Here is a 21660-nt window from a genome sequence, read left to right as displayed (position 1 = left end):
TCGTGGTGGTTAGTTGAAGAAGTAGCGGAGCCCGAAGGTGCCGGAGACGCTCGACGGGTCGAAATTGCCGACGTGGGTTCCGGTGCGGTCGTTGATATCGGTGTCGGGGGCCAGGACCCCTTTGAGCTCGGCGGTGAAGGCCAGCTGCCTCTGGATGAAGTAGTCGAGGCCGCCGGAGAGGTGAACGCCGACCGTGGTATCGACGTCACGGATGCCCCCGCCGTAGGGGTAGTAGTCGGTCATCAGGATGTCGAGCCCGGCGCCTAAGTAGGGGACGAATCTGCGGTCGAGGTTGGCGAAGCGGTACTGGCCGCCGAACGAGACGTTGGTGACCCCGAAGTCCCCGGTCTCGGAACCGAATCCGCTGCGGGTGACCTCCGCCTCCACGGCGAAACGGCTGTCGATGCCGTAGATGATGCCGCCTCCCCCGACGATGCCGGTGTCAGTGCTGTTGTGGAAAAAATCGGACTCGTTGTCGGCCGGAATCTGGAACCCGACGCGGCCGGTGAGGCCAACTCTGCCGCTGATGCTCTCCGCTCCTGCGGTGGCTGCCGGCAAGGTTAGGGCGGCCGCCAGGCATGCGATGATCAGCTTCTTCATGTCTTCCTCCTTTTGATGGTAAGGCTCAGTGGTGGCTGGATGGCCGGAACCACTGGCAGTCGCAGGACTTATGCCAGTCCCTGGACGCAAAAAAGCCGGGGCTTCAATATCCTGAATGATATTTCGGCGACCCGGCTGTCTCGGTGAGACCCTGTAGGCTTTCCGTCCCATCCTCGCGGATGGTTTAGTATTATCGTCTATCGATACTGCTTCAGTTATATAGGGGGCTTAATAGCTCACGGGCGATGACATGTCAAGATGAAAAACTTGGTGCCGCCGGTCCTGCTAACCGAGTTTCGCCCCGTTGGGTACCGCCTGCTCTGGTACCGCCAGCACGACAGCACCGTTTTCACGATAGAAGCCGCAGACCAGGAACTCGGACTTCATCGGCCCGATCTGCTTGGCCGGAAAGTTTACCACCCCGATGATCTGGCGGCCGATGAGCTCGTCCTTGCCGTAGAGATCGGTCACCTGGGCGCTGGAACGCCTGGTGCCGATCCCGGGGCCGAAGTCGGCGGTTATCTTGTAGGCGGGCTTGCGCGCCTCGGGGAACTCTTCGACTTCGACGATGGTTCCTGCCCGTAGCTCGACTCGTTCGAAATCGCTCCATGTGATGGTCTTCATACCTTCTCCTAGACGATGGAATGGACGCGAGCACGAACCTAAGCCCGCCCGCCCGGGCAATCTACCACGTGTCCCTTCGGTATTTCCAGAGGAAGGTCACCTGGCCGGGTGGAGAGACTCGATAGCGGCCGGAAGAGCGGAATCCGTTTTCCGCCCGCCCGCCTGCCCCTTCCTCTTGCGGATAAATGCCCGGCTGCGGTGGGGGCAGTTTCGCTTTGACGCTGGTGCGGCGGATGGGGTACGATTCGGTAACTTCGACAAGGGGGGTGCCATGTTCGTCCTCGATCACGACGGTCCGGTCCCGCTGTACACCCAGCTCTATAACGCCATCAAAGACGACATCCTCTCGGGGAAGCTCCCCTCCGATACCCGGCTCCCGTCGGTCAGGGACCTGGCTTCCGAGCTCTCCATCAGCCGCAACACGGTCGATACCTCCTACCAGGAGCTCTTCTCGGAAGGGTACATCTACAGCAGGCCGCGCAGCGGGTATTTCGTGTCGGCGCTCGCCCCGGACGGCCTCCTCTCCCCGCAACCGCCCAAGGGGCGCGTGGCCGCTCCTCTTCCGGCGGCAGCGCCGCGCTTCGAGATCGATTTCCACCCCGCACGGCTCGACCGCAACGCGTTTCCGGTACCGCTTTGGCGCAAGTGTCTGCTGGAGTGCCTGCGGCGAAGCTCCAGCGAGCTGATCGACTACCGCGATCCCCAGGGGGAATGGGGATTGCGCTGCCACATCCAGCAATACCTCGAGCGCTCCCGCGGCGTGATCTGCCAGCCGGAGCAGGTCGTCATCTGCTCAGGTCTCCAAAACGGCCTCGACATTGTCGCCCAGCTTATGAGGGAGCGCCGGCCGTTAGTGGCGGTCGAGAGCCCCGGCTACCACCTGCCAAGGTCCGTTTTCCGGAACCACTCCTTCGAGCTGGCCCCCATCCCGGTCAATGCCACCGGGATGGACCTGGACCTCTTGGCCTCGAGCCGCAGTACCATCGCCTACGTCACCCCCTCGCACCAGTTCCCGATGGGGTGCGTGATGCCCATCGCCAACCGGCTGAAATTGATCGAGTGGGCGAAGACGGGCGGCAGGCTGATCATCGAGGACGATTACGACAGCGAACTCCGTTACCACGGCAAACCGATCCCTTCCCTGCAGGGGCTTCATCCCGGCGGCAACATCGTCTACTCGGGCACCTTTTCCAAGGTGTTGTCGCCGGCTCTGCGCGTGAGCTACCTGATCTTGCCCCACTCGCTGCTGGACGCCTACCGGAAGGTCTTCCGGGATTACTTCTCCTCGGTCTCCCTGCTGGAACAGAGGACCCTGGCGGAATTCATGGAACAGGGGCACTGGGACCGCCACATCCGGAGGATGCGGGCTCTCTACAAGAAGAAACATGACGCCGTCTTGAATGCCGTGGAGCACCATTTCGGCGCCCGCGCCGCGGTACTCGGGCAGGGGGCGGGGTTGCACGTGGTGTTGCAGCTCAACGGTCACGCGCTGAGCGAAGGCGAGCTGATCGGCCGGGCCCGGGAGGCGGGAGTCGGGCTCCTCCCGTTTTCGATGACCCACGCCGCAGGGGAACCCGATTCGTTGAAGTTTCTGCTCGGCTTTGGCGGGGTGGGGATAGGCGATATCGGGAGGGGAATCGAGCTTCTCTGCAAGGCCTGGTACTGCGGATAGCGCAGTACCAGGTCCCCGTCAGGCTTATTTGGTGGTTATGGCAAGGGTAGCGCTCGTTATCTCCGGCTCACCCTCTTTGAGCGGCTTCTCCTGGAAACGGTCGATGGTGTAGAGCAACTCCGCCTTCACCGTGTACTCTCCCGGCTGCAGAACGGGCTCCCAGGAAAGCACCCGCTCCTCACCCGCACGCAGTGACGATTCGTGCGGCCCTTGCGCGTCCGCCCGCGCAGCTTCATCATTGGAACGTTTCTTGTCCTCCTCCACGAACGCCTTGTCGTCCGGGCGGTTGCCGTAGCTCGGTGCAAACATCCACTCCTTACGGGCCTTGCCGGCCCCCTTCTTATCCACCACCTCCACCCGCAAAAAGACTGCCCGGGACGGCTCGCCGGTCGGTATCGAGTGCGCCGCCCCGATGTTGGCCACCTCGAAGTTGAGCAGGCGCTTCCCTTCGTCCGGCTGAATGACGGTGAGGCTCAGGGAGCCCAGGTGACGCTGCCGGGAGTGCGCACCGGTCCAGAGATGGCGGGCCACCGCGCGGGGCGGGACATCGAAATCTTCCGCCGTCTTACGCAGGGTGCGCGGCATGTGGCAGTCCTGGCATTGCTGGTTGCCGAGGCCGGGCTTGTAGTAGTCCTCCTGCCACTCCAGGAAAGTCTGGAACATCTTCCCGACCACCCGCTTTTCAGGAGCCGCGTACCCGTGACAGTGCCCGCACATGGTGGAACTCTGGAGGGCGGATTCCACCACGGTCCGGTGCGGAGCCTTGACGGCGTGGGACGCACGGATCGACCCCTCCGGCGTCAAATGGCAGCTTGCACAGGTGAGCCCGCCGTTGGAGGCCGCCGCCGTTTTGGGCTCGACCTTGGGGTTCGCTCCGCCGTTTTTGAAGCTGAAAGGATCGGGGAAGTGGCAGCTGCTGCAGTGGAAGTCCTTGACGTTGACGCCACGGGTTTCGGTAAGGGAGGAGGCGTGGGCGGTCGGCGAGGAACTGACCTTGGCGGGGAGGGAGATTGCGCATCCCTCCTTGCCCCGGGTATGCGCACTATGGGTATCGCTACCGACCCCCAAGAGGTACTCGCGGTAGATGGCGCCGTGGCATTCTCCGCAGGTCTCCGACGGCGTTGCCGTTCCCTGCGGGAAGGTTAGATCTTCGGCCAAAGCGGCGGTGCCCATGGAAACGAGCACGATAAACGATGAAAAGCACGCCACCCTTAATTTCAATTGTTCAAGCACTGGATTCTCCTTTTCTTTGAGAACAACCACCCTGCGTACGCCGCAGCACCCTTTCCGTTACGATCTTTTCTTCTCCGCCGGCCGGATGAGCCGAAGCATAGGCTCCGGCTGCCTCCCTGTACAGGTGCAGTTTTTATTATCTTCGCGGGGGCAGACCGGCGGCCGCTTCTTTTCATCGATGCCCCCGACTAGAGGCAACAAAAAAGGCCCTTGGCGGTTGCCAAGGGCCTAGCGGTGCGGCTGGCACGTTAGCGACAGGATGACCCGCGCCGCCGTCGAGGCTGGCTGCTGCACGACGACCGAGAGCGAGACCTCCTCGAGCGCCTCGATCACCAGGCGTCCCGCCTGCGGCGAAGGAAAGCACGTCCCCGCCTCGATGCAGTAATCCCTCGGGTCGCCGTCCCTGGTGATCCAGACCCGCCCCGACAGCACCCAGACTGCCGCCACCGCCCGGCTCGCCAGCACCGTTACCACTTCACCCTTCCTCAACTGATAATTCATGCACCCTCCCCGCGGGAGAACCGCTTGCGATAGCCGATGGGACTGATCCCGGCCTGTCTGATAAAGGTGCGCCGTAACTGCTCCGGGCAGGTAAAACCGCATTCTCTCGCCACCTGGGCGACCGGGAGGGTCCCCTCCTCCAGCATGCCGACCGCCTTCTCAAGGCGCAGCTGGTCGAGGTAGCGGGCCGGCGTGGTGCCGGTTTCCTTCCGGAAGATCCGGGCGAAGTTGCGCGGGCTCATGGCGCAGAGATCGGCGAGGCTTTCGACGGTGTACCGGGCGGCCGGATTCTCTCTCAGCCGGGAAAGGAGCGGCGCCAGGGGGCCGCCGTCCACCATCTGGGCCCGCAGCTGGGTGCTGAACTGGGCCTGCCCGCCGGGACGCTTAAGGTACACGACCAGCCGGCGCGCCACGGCCAGCGCGGTATGGCGGCCGAAGTCCTCCTCGACCAGTGCCAGGGCCAGGTCGATCCCGGCGCTCACCCCGGCCGAGGTGGCGATGTTCCCCTGCCGCACGTAGATGGCGTCCCTCTCGACCGTCAGCTGCGGATAGCATGCCGCCAGCCGGTCCAGGTCCATCCAGTGGGTGGTCACCTGCCTGCCGTCCAGCAGACCGGCCTCAGCCAGCAGGAAGGCGCCGGTGCAGACCGAGACGATCCGGCGCGCCTTCCGGTCTGCCCCCCTGAGCCAGCCGATCAGCCGGTCGTTTTTAAGCGCCCGATCCAAGGCATCGTCGGGGCTCCCGGGTACGACGATGGTGTCGATCTCCTCCAACTGGTCCCCCCACGCGGCGTCGGCCACCAGGCGTACCCCGGAGGATGAGGGAAAGGAGCCCGGAGCCTCCGCGAGCAGCACGATCCGGTACCCGGCCTGGTCGTCCAGGCACCGGTTGAGCATGGTGAAGACCTCGATCGGCCCGGTGATGTCGAGCAGTTCGGCCCCTTCGTAGGCCGCGACCGCGACGGTGCGCCAGATCGGATTCGGCTTGGAATTTTGGTGAGCGGTAGGTTTCATGGCGGCATCATTGCACACGGGCGCGGCGAGTTCAATGACAACAAACAAGCAGATCCTGCCATCGGATCAGGAGTCGGTGGGTAACTGTAGGTCGCGTTGAGGAACGAAACGCGACATTGCACCGTCGGCCTTGGATGACTGGAGCTGAAACAAAAAAGCCCTTGGCGGGGCCAAGGGCTTTTCCAATTATCGGTCGGAATGAGAGGTTTGAATCTCCGAACCGCTGCTCCCGAAGCAGGTGCAGTAACTCAAACTTCAACCAGGCGCTTAAGACGAATGCAACGCTCCTGCCTCAAAGCCGGCACCTACCTGACAAGCCTTTCTTATTCTCCGCAGGTGTACCTAGCGGCCTCATCAAGGGTACTGAATCCCTTGGTGGACGGACTGTTTACGAAAAAAGGACTGACGGAGTTATCACTAAACTCATATACCCAAGCATTGGAACCACTGCTACACACTAAGGTGTAATTCCTACGGTTTCCGTCACAACTTCCAACGCTTTGAACACTCCATGCTTGTGCAGCAGAGGATGCGGCAAGAACAAACAACATCGTAAGCAGAACACTTTTCACAATGACCTCCAGGTAATGTAATTCGTTGGACTTTTTTGCCCAGATACAGGCGTATGTCCACACGTTGCTGTTATTAAACCACGAGTAAAGAGTTATGCAATAAAAATTATATGGCTGGAAGTGTGTTTCCGGCAGTTCAGTGCAACATTGCACCGCTCTGGTTCAGGGAATCTGCCGCGGTGAGTTCAATGACAACAAACAAGCAGATCCTGCCACTGGACCGGGAGGCGGGAGGAGGTGAAGCGTTACAGTTTAACTGCCAGGCAATAGAAGAAATCCTGCCCGTCGTCCCCCATCCACTCCCCAACTTCGTCGAAACCCCTGAGAAGCCCCTCGCCCCTTTCCGATATCAGTTCCTCGTACTTCGAGCGGGAGGTTTCCACCACCTGGGGGGGCTGGCCGGGGCGCTCGACCACCACCCTTCTCCTTTCCTCCGTCAGGGTTTCTTTCACGTTCACCGTTACACGGTGGATGAAGTTGGTGAGTGCTTTCTGCGCGAGCGCCCTCGCCACCGTTCTTGCCACCAAGGCCGCGCGCGGTGAACCCTCGTTCAGCGCGCATTGGCCGATTCCCACCAGAAAGGTCCCTCCCTCCCGCTCGACGATGAAAACCTCGCTGGGAGGAGCGGTGACCCCGTGACGTCTGGCGGTATCCAGAAGCGGATGCTCCCCGGCGTGGCAGGTTTGAGTGAAGGGATGGTTGATAACGATGAACACGAAAAGCCATGCCAGCCAGAGGCAGCGCCTCCCGCTGCCAATTCTTGGGGGCGGGTTCGATAGTGAAATTCTCATGTTCTAGGAGTCCCTGAGTCGACCTGGTCCTTGGCGGACGCGTGATGCGGTGGCACCTGGTTCCGGCTTCAGCTTTACAAGAGGGGGCTACGGGTGCACCGACGCAACGGGAACCACCCCATAGACAACCGCGTAACCGTCGATCGTTGCCGGCTTGGATGACTGCCAGCCAGACAGTGTCACCCTCCTTGGTTTTGGATTGTCTTTGTTGAGGTAATCGAACAGCAGCTTCTTGTTCTTCAGGGTGAGCTTGCGAACTATGACTGGATCACTGTCTTTGAAGAGGTTGGGATCCTGCGATGCTACGCAGAAGGATGGAACATGGTGGTAGTCGACTACGGTCACGGCATCGATCTTACAGTGATCATTGCCAAACCTGGCCAGGTCATCCCTGTATATTGCCGCCGGAGGGAGATGACCGGTTGGGCCGCAACCGGTCATCGTCATAAACAGTACTATCAGGACCGGAAAGGATCTCATCGCTAGAAATCCTTCACGGCCGGGTTCACCCTGCGTTCGACGGGGGGCGGACCGGCACTCACCCTGTTGGCGTCCGGGGACGCGCCCGGTAAGCCATCCGGCCGGTGGAGCGAACCCGTATCGGCGCAACCCACCAGCCCGGCAAGGACCGCGGCGGCGATTAACCATCTCATGGCTAGAAGTCCCTCACGGAGTTGCTTCTTGTTTCCATACCGGCAGGCGCGCTGCCCGCCCCGGTAGCGAGGCTTCCGCCGGCGTTCCCTTTAGCCGCTCCGGCGGGGGGATCGGACAGGTCCTGCTTGGTCTTCGCGGCCATGTTGTCCGCGTACTTCATCAATTTTTCGTTGGTGCCGATGGCTACCCTGACGATCTTTCCCGGCCGGTCTATCTGCGAGCCGAGGGTGATGACCCCTTTGAGGATGGACGAGGCGCTGTTCCTGATCGATTCGAGCTGGCCTCCCAAGGTCTCCCTTACCGCGGAGGTCTCGGTCGGGCCGTCGTGTTTGGCGGAGGCGGTCCCCGATTCTTTCACCATCTCTTCCATGGTTTCCTGGCTGGCGATGCTCTCGTTGAAGAACTTGGCCAGGTTTGCCTTGGCCCTCATGGTGGCTTTCTGCATAGCCAGACGCTCGTCCTTGCGGTCGCCAAAGGTGAGCTCAGCCTCGCCAACCGCATATACCGACTTGATGCTCCCGTCGTCGTTAAAGGTGACCGATGCCCCGGTGGGGCCATTGACGTAATCGGCCGGAGGAAGGGCGACCTTCTGGCCCGCTCCGTCGACGTAATCGGCCGCCATCGCGGCACAGGCAAAGGAAATGACGATGAGTACGGCGGATAGTAGTGACTTCATGAAATCTCCTCGGTGGTACGGAAGTATGGGTAGCCAGGTTCCACGCTCGCGGGGACCTGGCTACCTCGTTTCCAGTTGTACCTGGGTAAAGGTGAAATACTCGGTGTCGCCGCAGTGAATCCCTAGCTTGAGCGTGGCGAGAGTGCCGGCGTTGGGTGTCACGGTAAACTCGATGGCGGTGGAGCCGGTCGCTGCCGACTCGATCTCCATGTTGCTCTTGTGCCTTTTGGCCACCGACCCGCGGTATTCGTTTCCGAAGTTGTCGCGTGCGGAATGGGGACCGTAGAGATGAAAGGTCCGCACCCTGCCGTCATTGGTGATGGAAACCTGGCACCTGGCCACGTCGTCCGTCTTGGTGCACCCCTTGAGGGTAACGTCGTAGTCTCCGTTTTCGGAGTGCTTGGTCGGAAAACCACCCCCCTCGCCGGAAGCGCTCCTCTTCGGTTTCGCTTTCCGCTTGGGGGCGTCCTGAGAGGGGGGTGGCGACGTCCACGGAGAGTTGATGGTGATGTTGACGCTGCTGTTGGTGTTCCCGAGCAGGCGATTGTGCTGGAGCTTCTGGGTGTTGTCGTACCGGAAGGTGTCCCCCGAAGGCGCATCCGGCTGGTCGTCGTCCCCGAAATTATCGGCAAGGACCGGAAGAGGAACTCCCAAGAGCATTATCGCGGCCACGATCAGAAATGATCTTCGCATACGCTACCTTCCTTTAGTGAAACGGCTGGTCTCCGGTGACGGCCGCCGGGATTACTTCGGCTGCAGGTCATCCGCCAGCTGGCTTTTTTCCTTCTCGGTCGGGAGCGGAATCTTGTTGGCCTGGGCGTATTTGACCAGCCCCTTGGAGAGATCCGTAATGGTGCCGAGCTGGCCGGGGATGGTTTCGGCGACGAACTTCGCCGTGCTCAGGCCGGAGGTGAGGTCTTTGACGGCTGAGAAACCGTAGGTGGTGGGAGAGGACTTCACATCGTTGATGCCCTTGGAGATGTCGCTGGTGAGCCCCTTGGCGTCATTGACCGCCTGAAGGTCCAGCAGCGATCCCGCGCCCAGGAGCAGAAGCGACTTCCCGAGCGAGGTGCGGGCGTCGGCAAGGTTGATGGAGGAGGCCAGGTTGAGCTTGTTGATGGCGGAACCCGCGTTGTTTACCGCGCTGCAGAGCACCTTGGTTTTTTCCATATCCTGCGGATTTTTCTTCGCCTCCTCGATGGTGGCCTCCAGCTTGGCTGCCTCGGCGGCCATGCCGCAAGCCTTCTGGACTTGGGCGACGCTGCCGGCCAGGGTCACCGTCGCGGCGTTGACACGGAGCTTGATGGTAGCCTCGCGGGCAGTCAGCGCCTTCACGTCGACCTTCTGGCCGCTGTCCTTCTTGGCGCCGCCGATCATGTCGAACATCCCCCCGAACGACTGGGTGCTGCTGAGCATCAGAACCATCGCCATCAAACCGATTACTTTCCTCATGTTGTTTCCTCCTGTGTGGTATTAGCGGCACCCCCGGTGCGGGTTGTTTCATGCCGGTGCCGGTGCAGTTTGCATGTTATTTGAAGGTGAAGACCATGCTGCCATTCTCGTAGACGGGGCCGTCGAATTCGGACGCGGAAAAGCCGGGTTTGTTGCCGAGGGAGTCGAGGAGGGCGTTTTCCAGATCCTCCTTGTTCCCCTTGTAGTTGAGCTTGACCAGGAGGACGCCCGGATCCGGGTTGGTCTGGCTGACTATCTGGGCGATGTCCTTCAGGGCCAGGACGATCGGCCTTTGCTGGCCGCGCTGGCTTTTTATCTTGCGGACTTCGACGGTGTACAGCCGGCCGTTGAGCGCGCGCTTTTGCCAGACGTCCACGGTCTGGGAAGCGAGCTTGCGCGCTGCCTGCACGGCGTTTTTCATGATCGCCTGGGTCCGCGCCTCGCCCACCTCCGAACTGGAAGCCTTGGTGGTATTCGTGTAGGAGCCGACCACGTCGTCGGAGTTGACGTCGATGATTTCGACGTCGATCTTGGTCTTCACCTCCTGGTTGCCGGTCGCCTCGGAGACCCCTATGCCGAGAATGGTGACCTCCCCGCGTGCCACGAAGTTGGCCCCCTGCTTGGCGGCCATCTCGCGGACGGCCTGCCGGTCATTGGGATTCACCGAGGTCTGGGCGAGCGACTCGGCGACCGCGATGCTGCGGGCCTTGTCGGCGGCCATCACGTTGAAGTTCTTGTCCAAAAACTCCCTTTGGAAGGAGGTGATGATGGTCATGTCCGGGATTTTCTTGTAGAGCTCCTCGTTGATCTCGAAATAGCTCCGCGCCTTGGCGACCTTCACCCCGGTATCCGAATCCGCCGTGGCCTCGTGGCGGCCCTTGGCGCGCCTCGCCGCATGCTCGGAGGCCGACGCCTCGGCGGAACCTGACAGCGAAATGCCGTCCGGCCCTTCCTGGTAGTTGCCTTTCCCCGCGACCGCCGCCTTGCCGTTCTCGCTGGCGTCGTCCTCCTCCGCGGTGTCGTATTTCATCTTTGCGGTGGAGCGGACCGAGACGTCAGTTGTGTCGGTGCTGCTCGCCGAGCCTTTCAGCCCGCGCTTTTCCCAGGTGGTCAGCACGAAGGTGATCGACGGGTTCCCCATCTGCGTACTGAGCCTGCCGACCATCGAGCGGATGTCGGCCCCGATCTTGTCCACCGCCACCTCGGCCTTGACCGTCAGCGACAGCGTGCTCCCTTCCACCTTTTCCTTGATCACCTCGTGATCGGTCACGTACCCCTGGGAGTGGGTCAGGATCTGGTCCCGCACCAGTGCGGAATCCTTTACCTCGGTCTGGCTCTGCACCCAGACGCCGATTCCTTTTTCCACCGCCTCGCGGAAAGCGGCGGCCAGGGCATTGTTGCGGGCGGCGTCCACGTTGCCGCCGGCGATCTCGGCCCGCCCCACGACGGTGACGGACTGTCCGGCCCAAGCGGATGCGGCAACGGCCAAAAGGCCGCACAGCACCAGGATTCTCAGGAAAAGAGCTCTCATATATCGGCCTCCTTGGCGATTTTCGCCGTCAATTGGTAGAGCAGGTCGTACAGTTCGTCCTTCTCTGCAAAGCTCTGCACCCCCTTGATGAGGGACTTCGAGCTCACCAGGTCGAAGGTCTTTTCGTATCTTTTCCCCGGAAGGGTCAGTTTGATCCAGGCCTTGTAGAGGCAGACGTCGTTCACGTCGTTGCTGGCGGCGACTTTGCTGGCAACCCCGGTCAGGTCGAGGGTAACCGGGTACTTCGGTCTGGGAAGCTCGATGCGGACCTCGTTTCCCCTGCGGTCTAGAATGCTGAAGGTTTCCGCCGCGGCCCGGTCGTCCCAGGAGCCGCCGACCCGGGACGGCAGCACGACCTTGCCGCCTCGCTCGCTCAGGAAGTTGGAGTACCATTGGGCGAGCTGGGGAGCGATAACCTCCGGTGCGAAGAGTTTGGCAGCCTGCTTGGAAGATACCTTTACCGCCACCACCTGGAACGTTTCATCGGAGGATGCCCGCATGTTGGTGGCACGCACCTGCATCCCCTTGGTGGCGGAAAAATCCTTCGGCAGCGCCACCGTGGCCCGCTCCTTGTCGAGTTGCACGATGCGGCCGGTGGCGGCCTTGGCGCCATTCACCAGGAAGCCGACGTTCTGCCCTTCCTCAATCCCCTTGAGGGAGCCGATGGTAATGACGGCGGCGCCGCCATCGGTATCGATGACCTCCCCGTCGATTTCTTCCACCGAGACCGCCGACAGGCGCTTGACCAGGTTGTCCCGCACGGTTTGCACGGCGGTTTCCACGAAGAGCCGGTCGATCTCCTGCTCACTGGCCGGCTGGTCCCCCTCGAGACGCTGGGCGTACCCCACCAGGGGAAAGCTGAAGAGGACGGTGTTGCGCTCCTTTCCTTCCTCTTCGCGGGAGTCGTAGAGGATTGCCACCAAGCCGACGTTGACGATCCTCTTGTTGATGGTGGCGGCGGTGGTGGTGAAGGATTCCGCCACCACGTCGTCGCGTACCACGACGAACGCCAGCGAAAGGGTGCTGCCGATACTGAGCTTGGCATCCTCGATGTCGCTGTCGAATATCAGGGGAAAGGGGAGCTTTCCGTGCTGGTCGGCCTGCTTCATGAGGACCCGCAGCGCATCGTTGAGCTTGTCCCTGTTTCTGCGGTACACGGGGAATCGGGAGACGGCGTGGGTGTCTCCCATGAGGAAAACGCCGGTGTAGGCGACGGCCGGAGGTTCAGGCGCGGCCTGAAGGGTGCCGGCCGGGACCAGCAGGCAGACAAGGAGAGTGAAGCAGGTGAAAATGGTGATGCGAGACATGTCCCCCCCCAGCCGTTACGGCAGTGATCAACCAAAGAACAAGGATGGCAATAGCTATGGACTTACTAAGCGGGTAGGTGTTGTTGCTCAGTAGGTAGTCGAATGGAACTCAGTGAATAGATGTCATCGCTGCCGGTGATAGCATAACTGCATCAGTCAATGACCTAGACTCTATCGGAGTATGCGCTTGTATACTTGAGGTGTTTTGGAGGGTAGTACTTAAGTTTTTCGAAAAATATATTGTAGAGTCGAAATCCGGGGAGGTTCTTGTGAGGAAGGATGGGACAAAAAGCTTTGCACTGATTGAAGACAAATATCCGGTTTTCTGGTAACCCCTGATCAGACCCCTAGTGACCCCTAGGCCTCCCCCCAAGGGGAACGTCCGGCACCTCTCAAAGGTCCTGATAAGTCCTTTTCAGCAGCAACGAATCATACTCAACTCGGGGACCTTCACATATCACACACCCCCTTACCTCGAACTCTTTCAGAGCCTTCAAACAGGCGACGTAGTTGAAATCACTTTCCTGCAAGGGGAGGTGATTCCTCTCGCCCTTAACGCCGTATTCGACTCCCCCCATGTGGATATGAAGATCATCTAGGGCAGCCTGCCCCAGTTGACCCGATACGTACTGCAGTATCCCGGCAAAGTCGTCGTAGTTTTTCAGGCTGCCGTTGTTCCTTGCATGGATGTGGGCAAAGTCGATACAGAGCTTGCACGAGGGGATCTCCTTGCATAGCGAGACCAGTTCTTCAAGCGTACCAAACGCAGTGCCCTTTCCGGTAGTCTCCAGACGGTAATCAATTCCCTTGTGCGGAAGTCTGCACAGGCTCTCCTTTATTGCAGTGTAGCTTCCCTCCTTTGAACTTCCCAGGTAGTAACCTGGATGAAAGATCAGGCTTCGCCCTTGGACTTTGAGAAGTGCGTCCACTCCGTCCAGAATCCTTTCGATGGATGCTTTCCGTTTCTCCGATGCATCGGCGTTTAGATTGATGTAATGAGAGCCGTGAGCCGACAGATAAAAATCGTTCGCCAGCTTGTTGTGCAGGATTGTGTCCTTGTTCGCGTCCGACACGTTTACCGTCCGAACGAATAACAGCTCCATGGCATCCAGCCCGAACGCCTTAAGATAAGGAATCGCAGAAGCATAGTTGACTTTCTGCCCGACTCCAAGCGGCAGCCCGGATATACCAAACAACAGTCTGCCCGACACGTTATACCTCTTTACCTTCGGTCAGCATTCTGGCCGGCATGTAGTCTATGCTTCCATCTTCGAGCGAAAGCAGGTTTTCGATGAAGCAAACCTCAAGTTCTGCGGCGAATGAGTTGTAGACCGGATGGTTCTTCTCGTGGGGGGGGGGGCTCTGTCATTGGTCCGTTTCTCTGAAAATGACGAAGTGGATAAAGACACCCGGACAGTTGCTGACAGGACTCCAGAATCTGATTCTTCCGTCGGGTGCATCCATTCGTTGCCCCTTATTCGAGACGAGCGCCTCATTGGCACAGCATACTTTGTGTAACTCGGGATTGCCGACTGAATAACAGTAGACCCCAACCTCCATTCCCCTGCTCGCGGCAATTTCATTGACTGCCAGCACCCTTCGGTCCTTTTGAATCAACCGTACCGGTTCCGGGAAAGTTCCCCACATCATGTGGAATGCGTCGATTACCGTGCTATCTACCATGTCTTTTTCCTCCTCCATCTGTTGCAGTCTGTTGAAAAGCAGTAACCGCCGGATGTTGCGATTGCCTCCATTTTCTACCGACGCCTTGTCAATTCCTGTTTTTTGAAGGTAGATTAAGACGGCAACGAACTTATTGCAAGTAAGCACTATAAAGTCATATACTCACTCCGAAGTAACCAATGTGTGATTACAGGGAGTTATGGCGATGGCATGTCCAATTGAGGTAACAGTCAATCTGCTGGGTGACAAGTGGAAGGTCCTGATTGTGAGAAATTTGCTCCTGAGAGGGACGCAACGATTCGGCGAACTCAACAGGGGAATCAGCGGCGTGACCCAGAAGATGTTGACGCAGCAGCTCCGCCAGTTGGAGTCTGACGGGCTGGTCACCAGGAAGATCTACCCTGAGGTCCCCCCCCGCGTCGAATACTCTCTCACGGAATTCGGCCATACCCTTAGGCCCATCTTCGAGGCAATGCATAATTGGGGCACCAGCTATCTGGAGCAGCGCGGCGTCTGAGAAGCCGGACCGCTGACCGAAGTGCGACTGGATGCCGAGATCGGGCCCCAGCAGTGGCCGGGGGCCGCTCAGGGCTCTTGGCATGGCGAGACGAAAGGCAGTTCAGAGGGAAGAGCAACAAGGAGGTTTGTGCTGGCGGGCGTGTATGTCCTTTGATCGCCTCTCGACGGCTCTCTGTGCCATCACAGAGAAGGAAACGACCGGCGTGGTGTCTTTTTGCCGCGTCTGCTATCAAAGAGAGTGAGGGAGGGAGCTGCGCTTGATGAATGGGTAGAGGTTCGGTTCTCTCCGGACCGGAGGGGGACCGGAGCACCAACGAAAAAAGCCCTTGGCAGGTGCCAAGGGCTTTTTCGTATTAATGGTCGGAATGAGAGGATTCGAACCTCCGACCCCCTGCTCCCGAAGCAGGTGCGCTACCAGGCTGCGCTACATTCCGATGCGTCTCTCGGGAAGCTCAGTTTTTAACCTTTTTCGTTTTGGATGTCAACCAAAAAAACATAATTGGCGGGAACTCTCCCCGCGCGCGCGTTACTTAATAAAGGCTTCCGTGCCCGCTCCCGGCCCCCTCGCTCCCTGCCCACCATCCCTTCGGCCCTCCGCAGCTAATCCACCTTCACGTTGATGTAGAGGTTCCCGCTGGAGCCCGGGTTGAGCGCCCCCCCGAGGGTCCAGGTCACCGTCCCTTTGCCTCCTACCGGAGGGGCGGAAATGTTGCAGGTGGTGAGCGAGGCGGGGAGCGGGCCGCAGGAAGCCGACTGGAAGGAGGAGTAGGTCGGCACCACGTCGGTAAAGACCAGGTTGGTCAGGCTCATGGAGTTGTTGGGGTTGGCGTAGCTGATGGTGTACCCGACCGCCCCTCCCGGGTTCGAGTTGGCCGTGTTGGCTGTCTTCACCACCGTGATCGGCAGCTTGTTGACGGTGAGGGTAGGGATGGTGGCCGGTGCCGCCCCCGGCGTCTGCCCCGCTCCCAGGTTCACCGTCACGCCGGTGAGCGAGGCGCTCCCGTAGGCGATCGGGAAGGGGCCGGTCTGCTCGGTGCTGGTCACCGGGACGGTTATGGTGCAGCTTCCCGGCAAAAGGGTCGGCACGGTCGGGGAGACGGCGGAGGCCCCCACCGCGGGGACCCCGGTGACCCCGGCGCAGGTTCCGCCGTAGGCGGCGGCTGCCACCGTGTAACCGGCCGCCAGCGAGGTCGGGTTCTTGGCGAAGGTGTCGGTGAAGGTGGCGCCGGTCAGGGCAAAGGTGTTGGGATTGGTCAGCGTGTAGGTGATGGTCGAGGTGTCGTAGAGGTCGATGCTCGACGCGTTGAAGCTCTTGGTGAGGACGACCTGGTCCTGGGCGGTGACCGAGGCCGTGTTGCTGGTTGGGCCGATCAGGGTGGTCCCGGAGTAGATGCTTCCCGTCGTGTTGTAGTAGGTGCCGTTATTGCTCATCTTGACCGGGATCGAGAAGCTGCAGGTCCCGCCGTTTCTGGCCAGGGTGCCGGCCACCAGGGTGAAGCCCCCATCGCCCACCGCCAGGGTCCCCCCCGACTGGTCCTTGAAGTAGCTACCGGTGCCGCAGGGGGTGGCGGCGGGGAGTGCCGCCAAGGTCATCCCGGCCGGGAAGGTGTCCACGAAGGTGACCGTGCCGTTACGGGAAGTGCCGCTGTTGTTGGTGAGGGTGAAGTTGGCGTTCACCGTCTGGTTGGTGAGGACATTCGCCGAGGCGAATGACTTTACCGTGTCGACGGTGGTCACCGACAGGGTGTCGGTCCAGCCGGGCCCGGCCACCGAGGTCTGGTCGGTGGTGATCCCTCCCACCGTGTTCGTGTAGTTGGTGTTGTTGGTGCTGGCCCGCACGGTCACCGTAATGGTGCAGCTCGAGCTGGCCGGAATGGTGGTTCCGCTCCAGGTGATGGTGCCGGTCTGCGCGGTGCCGTTGGTGTTGGGGTTCCCGCAGGGGATGGTGCCGGTGCAGGTGCCGGTTCCGGCGGGCGCCCCGGTGGCGCTGCAGGAGGCGATGTAGTTCTGCGGCGTGGTGGATCCCGCCGGTATGGACATGTTGGCCGGGAGCGGGTCGGAGAATTCCGCCCCGGTGAGCGGGGTCGGGTTGGGGTTAGTCAGGGTGAAGGTGATCACCGAGTTGCCGGTGCCGGTCAAGGCCCCCGGGTTGAAGCTCTTGGTGATGGTGGGAGCCTGCAGGGTGGTCAGATACGCGGTGTTCGACGGAGAGCCGGCCGGCAGCGTGAGCGTACCGGAGACGCTGGTGGCGCCGGAGGTGGCATTCGGGTATCCCGCCGCGGGGCTGATGGTGGTGCCGGTCACCCTGAAGGTCACCGTGCAGCTCGACCCGGCCGGGATGCCGATTCCGGAGAAGCTGAGCGCTCCGGTCTGCCCGGCGGTGAAAGAGTTGCCGCCCGCCCCGGTGCAGGTCCCCCCCGCCGCGCCGGTGGAGGCGATCTGGAGGTTGGTGAGCGTATCGGTGAAGGCGACGCTGGAGAGCGCGTTCCCCGCGTTGGGATTGGTGAGGGTCAGGGTGACCGTGGAATACTGCCCGGTGCCGATCTGGATCGAGCCGGGGGAGAAGGCGTTGCCGATCTGGGGCGGGTACAGGACGGTGAGGGTGGCGGTGTTGGAGCCTGCCCCGGCGGCCGGGGTCTCGTTGGCGCTCACCCCGCCGGCGGTATTGGGATAGCTCCCGGCCGAGGGGGCCGTCACGGTCAGGGTGACGGTGCAGGTGGCCGGGGATGCCGGTACCGTGAGCCCGGAGAAGGTGATGGTTCCCGTCTGGCCGGCGACGAAGTTGTTGCTCCCCGCGCCGGTGCAGCTCCCCCCGGCGGGGCCGGCGGCGCTCGCCTGCATTCCCGTCAGGGTGTCGCTGAAGGAGGCCCCGGTGAGCGGGATGGCGCTCGGGTTGTCGAGGGTGAAGGTGATGACGCTGGTCCCTCCAGGCACGACCGGGCTGGTACCGAAACTCTTGGCGATGGCGGCGGGGGCCGCGACCACCAGGGAAGCCGAATTGGAGGGGGAGCCGGTGTTGGCCTCGTTGCTCGCGACGCCGGAGGCGGTGTTGGGATAGCCGGTGGAGAGCGGGCTCGGAGCCGCCGCCGTCACGTTGACCGTCACCGTGCACCCCGCCCCCCCGGTGGGGATGGTGAGGCCGCTAAAGTTCAGGGTGCCGGTCTGCCCGGCGGTGAAGGAGTTCCCCGCGGCCCCGGCGCAGCTTCCTCCCGCCGCGCCCGCCGCGTAGACCTGCATGCTGGTAAGCGTGTCGGAGAAGGAGGCGCCGGTCAGGGGGACCGAGTTCGGGTTGGTGATGGTGAAGGTTACGGTTGAGCTCTGCCCGGTCTCGATGGTGGAAGGGGAGAAGCTCTTGGCGATGACCGCGGGGGCAATCACCGTGAGGCTGGCCGGCGAGGAGAGCGGGCCGGCCGGGAGGAGCGCGGTGGATACCCCGGAACTGGTGGCGTTACTCTGCACCCCGGCGCTGGAGCTCGTCACCGTGAGGGTGATGGTGCATCCGGCGGTCGGGATTTTGATGCCCGAGAAGCTGAGGCCGGTCTGCCCCGCGGTCAGCGTCGGGGCGGAAGGGGAAAAGGTGCAGCTCCCCCCCACCGTCTGGTTGGCGGCCACCTGCATGTTGGCCAGGGTGTCGGTGAAGGCGCCCGCGGTCTGGGCTACCCCGGTCGGGTTGGAGAGGGTGAAGGTCAGGGTCGAGGTTGCCCCGCTCTTGATGGTGGCCGGGGAGAAGGCCTCGCCCACCGTGATGACACCTACTCCCAGGGCGGCCGACGAGCCGCTCCCCGCCGCACCGGTCTCGGTGGTGGCGACGCCGGTCACCGTGTTGGGATAGTATCCGGTGGTGGCGCTTTTCACCGGGAAGGAGATGGTGCAGGTGGTCGCCGCCGGCACGGTACCCCCGCTCACGGTGAGGCTCGTGGCGTTGGCGGCGATGGTGGTGGGGGAGAAGCCGCTGCAGCCGGTGCCGGTCACCGTGATGGCGCCGCCGGTGGCCACCAGCTGGCCGCCGTTGGGTGCCCCGCCGAGGAGACCGCTCGGGAAGCTGTCCGAGAAGCCTGCCGCGTGCAGGTCGTTGCCGGTGGTATTGGGATTGGTGACCGCGAAGGAGAGGGTGGAATTCACCCCCGTGTTGACCGCGACCGGGGAGAAGCTCTTGACGATGATCGGCTTGGCCAAAAGGGTGGCCGAGGCCGCCGTCAGGTTGGTCACGTTCAGGTTGTTCGCAAATCCCAGGGCGGGGAGCGTATTGGTGTAGCTCGTGGCGGTGGTGAAGGTGACGTTGACCGTGACGGTGCAGGTGGCACCCGCCGGGACGGCACCCAGCGAAAGCGCCAGGCTGCCGCCGCCGGGGAGGGCGGTCAGGGTGCCGGAGCAGCCGGCCGAGATCGATGCGGCGGTGAAGGCGGCGCCCGGGGAGGCCGCGTTGCTGAGGCCGCCCGGATAGCTGTCGGTGAAGGAGGCGTTACTGACTGCGGTCGAGTTCGGGTTGGCGATGGAGATGCTCAAGACCGAGCTCCCTCCCGCCTCGATGGCGGCGGGGGTGAAGCTCTTGGTCACCGTGGCAGGCATCCAGACCGTAACGTCTTCCTGGGTGGAGGAGGCGGAGCTGTAGTTGCTCCCGGCCACCGTCCCCCCTGCCGCGTAGGTGCCGCCCGGGGTGACGGTCTGCCCTGCCGTGGTGCGGGTCGGGTCGTCGTAGGTGACCGTGGCGGAGTTCTGGTAGGTCGCCAGGTTGGTCCCTGCCGGGATGTTGACCGTGAAGGTCACCGAAACCGAGCCCCCGCCGGGGATGCTGAATTTTCCCCACGACGGTGCGGTCGCGCCGGCGGCGGGGTTGCTGGTCGAGGTGCGGGTGGCTCCCCCGGCGAGCGTCACCGTCCCGGTCGATGCGTAGGTGAAGGGGGAGGGGGCGCCCGGCAGGGTGTCGTTGACGGTCACCCCGGTGGCGGTCCCGTAGCCGGTCTGGTTGGTGACCGTGATGGTGTAGGTGGTGGTCCCGCCGCGCACGGCATTGGCCTGCCCGGTCACCTTGGAGACGGTAAGCGAGGGGTAGCACATGGCGTCCACGCTCGCCCCCGGCATGGAGACCGGAGGGATGGTGTAGACCTGGAACCCGCCCGACGAGGAGGAGGAGCCGTAAGGTGGGGTGGAGGTGGGGCTCCCCGAGGAGAGGCCGCTTGCCCCACCCGACACGTTGACGGTCACCCCGGTGCTGGTGGTGAGCGCCACGAAGCCGCCGCTGCCGCCGCCCCCCGGTCCGTGCGGACAGTTGGTCGCCGTGCAGACGCCGCAACCGGCGGTGCCGGTGTTGTTGCCGCCGTTACCCCCCGACGCGTTGATGGTGAGGGTTCCCACGTTCGAGTTGGAGGCGAAGATCAGCACGCTCCCGCCGCCCCCTCCTCCGCCGGCTGCGTCGTTGCAGACGATGCGGGGGGAATAGCCGGAGCTGGGGACGTTCCCGTTGGGGTCCCAGGCGCCGGGGGCGCCGTTGGCGTTGATGGTGGCGTTGCCGATGGCGGTGGCGGTCCTGATCAGCACGATGCCGCCGCCGGGGGCTCCCGATGAGGTGAGCCCGCCGGTGAGCGGCCCGGTGCCGTTGTTGCTGGTGCCTGCCCCGCCGCCGCCGCCCATGGTCAGCCGTCCCGGGGCGAGCGGGACCGCATAGCCTCCGATCCCTCCGGTCTGGGCGCCGGGTGGGGTGTTGGGGGTCCAGCCGTATCCTCCCATCCCCCCGGAGCTGTAGGCTCCCCCCCCGCCACCGCCGGTGTTCTCGTCGTTGTCGTTGAGGTTGCCATCGGAGCCGCCGCCGCCGGCGTTCCCCGGGGCGCCCCGGCTGTAGCTCCCGCCGGGATAACCGTCGGCGAAGTTGGAGAGGTAGTTGTTCCCCGAGTCGTAGCGGACTCCGTTCTCGGGGACGGCCGGGATGTAGAGAAAACGCGGAGTTCCGGCGATCCCCTCTCCCTTTCCGCCGTCGTAGCAGTTGGTGCATTGTGCGGTAGACGGCACCGCCCCCACCGCCGGAGCTGGGGATGCATAGACGTTGGGCGCCGTGTCGGGGGGGACGGTGGTGGTCGGCTGGGAGGCGTCCCCCATGGCGGTCAGCCCGGCCCCCCCGCGGAAGCCGCGGCCGCTGGCGTTCACTACCCTGCCGTTCCAGTTGAGCTGGCCGGCCACGTCGAAGGCCACCACGCCGCCGGTCGTCCCGTTCCAGGCGGCGGCGTTGACCTGCCCGGCCAGGGTCGCCGAGGAGTACTGGGGGATCCTGATCACCTGGTAGCGGCGCTGGCCGGAGAGTCCGCTGGCGTCGGCGCTCCGGTAGCTGTTGACGAGCGCCGAGGTGATCGGGAGCGAGCCGAGGGTGACCGGGCCGGAGGCGACCACGTACTCGTAGAGTCCGGTGGAGTTGAGCGAGGTGTAACCGGCCCCCCCGCCGCTCCCGCCGTAGGTGGAGTCGTTGGAGGAGCTGATGTCGGCGTCCTGCATCTGGATCACCAGCGCGAGGTCGCCGGCGGCAAACGGGGTGGAGGCCCCGCCGCCCGAGGTGTCGATGCTCCCGACCGGGACGGCGGTGGAGCCTGCCGGGACCGAGGTGTTGGAGCGGCCGGCGTAATAGGTATTGACGATGCCGGAGACGTTCGCCGGTCCGTCCTGCCCCGGGACCGAGCAGACCAGGGCGGATGCGGTGCGGCAGGGGACGAGCGGCAGCGCCGCTATATATATAAATAGTGGAAGCAGGAAACGGGTGACGGAAAGGGGGCCCTTCCCCCGAAGGAGAGAGCGGCCGGTCCGGCGGGGATTGCTTGCATTCATGTGACGGTTGTTTCCTCATGGC

General features: G+C 62.7%; 18 protein-coding genes, 1 tRNA gene and 1 riboswitch. Of the genes, 2 read left to right on the top strand and 17 right to left on the bottom strand.

The genetic code is table 11. From position 1 onward, the window contains the following. Positions 1-9: 9 nt before the first annotated feature. Both L4X63_RS02680 and L4X63_RS02675 read right to left on the bottom strand, forming a co-directional pair. Positions 10-600, bottom strand: coding sequence for an outer membrane beta-barrel protein (locus L4X63_RS02680; protein WP_250677040.1), 591 nt, complete (start codon positions 598-600; stop codon positions 10-12). A 122-nt stretch (positions 601-722) separates the two neighbouring features. Then, positions 723-799, bottom strand: a riboswitch (cyclic di-GMP riboswitch). An 86-nt stretch (positions 800-885) separates the two neighbouring features. Next, entirely contained in the window at positions 886-1224 is a 339-nt protein-coding gene (locus L4X63_RS02675) for a tRNA-binding protein (protein ID WP_250677039.1), read from the bottom strand. A gap of 271 nt (positions 1225-1495) precedes the next feature. On the opposite strand from L4X63_RS02675, the gene pdxR reads away from it, so the two are divergent. Continuing rightward, positions 1496-2896: a MocR-like pyridoxine biosynthesis transcription factor PdxR gene (pdxR, locus tag L4X63_RS02670; protein ID WP_250677038.1), complete on the top strand. Its 1401-nt coding sequence runs from the start codon at positions 1496-1498 to the stop codon at positions 2894-2896. A 24-nt stretch (positions 2897-2920) separates the two neighbouring features. Here pdxR and L4X63_RS02665 read toward each other — a convergent pair whose 3' ends face one another. From L4X63_RS02665 to L4X63_RS02605, 13 genes are all read right to left on the bottom strand, one after another. After that, positions 2921-4081: a hypothetical protein gene (locus L4X63_RS02665; RefSeq protein WP_250677037.1), complete on the bottom strand. Its 1161-nt coding sequence runs from the start codon at positions 4079-4081 to the stop codon at positions 2921-2923. Between the two features lie 276 nt (positions 4082-4357). Next, positions 4358-4630: a DUF2917 domain-containing protein gene (locus L4X63_RS02660; protein ID WP_250677036.1), complete on the bottom strand. Its 273-nt coding sequence runs from the start codon at positions 4628-4630 to the stop codon at positions 4358-4360. Next, complete coding sequence (locus L4X63_RS02655; protein ID WP_250677035.1) at positions 4627-5643, bottom strand: GlxA family transcriptional regulator; 1017 nt, start codon at positions 5641-5643, stop codon at positions 4627-4629. Before L4X63_RS02655 ends, L4X63_RS02660 begins: the two co-directional genes overlap by 4 nt. 817 nt (positions 5644-6460) lie before the next feature. Next, complete coding sequence (locus L4X63_RS02650; protein ID WP_250677034.1) at positions 6461-7006, bottom strand: hypothetical protein; 546 nt, start codon at positions 7004-7006, stop codon at positions 6461-6463. An 87-nt stretch (positions 7007-7093) separates the two neighbouring features. Beyond that, positions 7094-7453 (bottom strand): hypothetical protein, encoded by a 360-nt coding sequence (locus L4X63_RS02645; RefSeq protein WP_250677033.1) that lies wholly within the window; start codon positions 7451-7453, stop codon positions 7094-7096. A gap of 35 nt (positions 7454-7488) precedes the next feature. Then, positions 7489-7659: a hypothetical protein gene (locus L4X63_RS02640; protein WP_250677032.1), complete on the bottom strand. Its 171-nt coding sequence runs from the start codon at positions 7657-7659 to the stop codon at positions 7489-7491. 2 nt (positions 7660-7661) lie between these two features. Beyond that, a complete protein-coding gene (locus L4X63_RS02635) occupies positions 7662-8336 on the bottom strand; it encodes a hypothetical protein (RefSeq protein ID WP_250677031.1) in 675 nt (224 codons plus the stop codon). 60 nt (positions 8337-8396) lie between these two features. Beyond that, entirely contained in the window at positions 8397-9029 is a 633-nt protein-coding gene (locus L4X63_RS02630) for a hypothetical protein (protein ID WP_250677030.1), read from the bottom strand. 51 nt (positions 9030-9080) lie between these two features. Then, entirely contained in the window at positions 9081-9788 is a 708-nt protein-coding gene (locus tag L4X63_RS02625; protein ID WP_250677029.1) for a hypothetical protein, read from the bottom strand. A gap of 76 nt (positions 9789-9864) precedes the next feature. Next, a complete protein-coding gene (locus L4X63_RS02620; protein WP_250677028.1) occupies positions 9865-11319 on the bottom strand; it encodes a flagellar assembly protein T N-terminal domain-containing protein in 1455 nt (484 codons plus the stop codon). After that, positions 11316-12626 (bottom strand): hypothetical protein, encoded by a 1311-nt coding sequence (locus L4X63_RS02615; protein WP_250677027.1) that lies wholly within the window; start codon positions 12624-12626, stop codon positions 11316-11318. The genes L4X63_RS02620 and L4X63_RS02615 overlap by 4 nt, the downstream gene beginning before the upstream one ends. A 392-nt stretch (positions 12627-13018) precedes the next feature. Then, a complete protein-coding gene (locus tag L4X63_RS02610; protein WP_250677026.1) occupies positions 13019-13837 on the bottom strand; it encodes a TIM barrel protein in 819 nt (272 codons plus the stop codon). Positions 13838-13991: 154 nt separating this feature from the next. Further along, complete coding sequence (locus L4X63_RS02605; protein WP_250677025.1) at positions 13992-14309, bottom strand: hypothetical protein; 318 nt, start codon at positions 14307-14309, stop codon at positions 13992-13994. 199 nt (positions 14310-14508) lie between these two features. Between L4X63_RS02605 and L4X63_RS02600 the strand changes: the two genes are divergently transcribed. Then, positions 14509-14826: a winged helix-turn-helix transcriptional regulator gene (locus L4X63_RS02600; protein WP_250677024.1), complete on the top strand. Its 318-nt coding sequence runs from the start codon at positions 14509-14511 to the stop codon at positions 14824-14826. A gap of 359 nt (positions 14827-15185) precedes the next feature. Here L4X63_RS02600 and L4X63_RS02595 read toward each other — a convergent pair. Beyond that, a tRNA-Pro gene (locus tag L4X63_RS02595) sits at positions 15186-15262 on the bottom strand. Between the two features lie 166 nt (positions 15263-15428). Then, on the bottom strand, positions 15429-21638 hold the full coding sequence (locus L4X63_RS02590; protein WP_250677023.1) for a beta strand repeat-containing protein: 6210 nt from the start codon (positions 21636-21638) through the stop codon (positions 15429-15431). Positions 21639-21660: the final 22 nt, after the last annotated feature.

The sequence above is a fragment of the Geomonas sp. Red32 genome (assembly GCF_023652955.1).
In the GTDB taxonomy this organism is placed as follows: domain Bacteria; phylum Desulfobacterota; class Desulfuromonadia; order Geobacterales; family Geobacteraceae; genus Geomonas.
The sequence above is the reverse complement of the archived record's forward strand: the minus strand, read 5'-3'. Positions and strand labels throughout refer to the sequence as shown.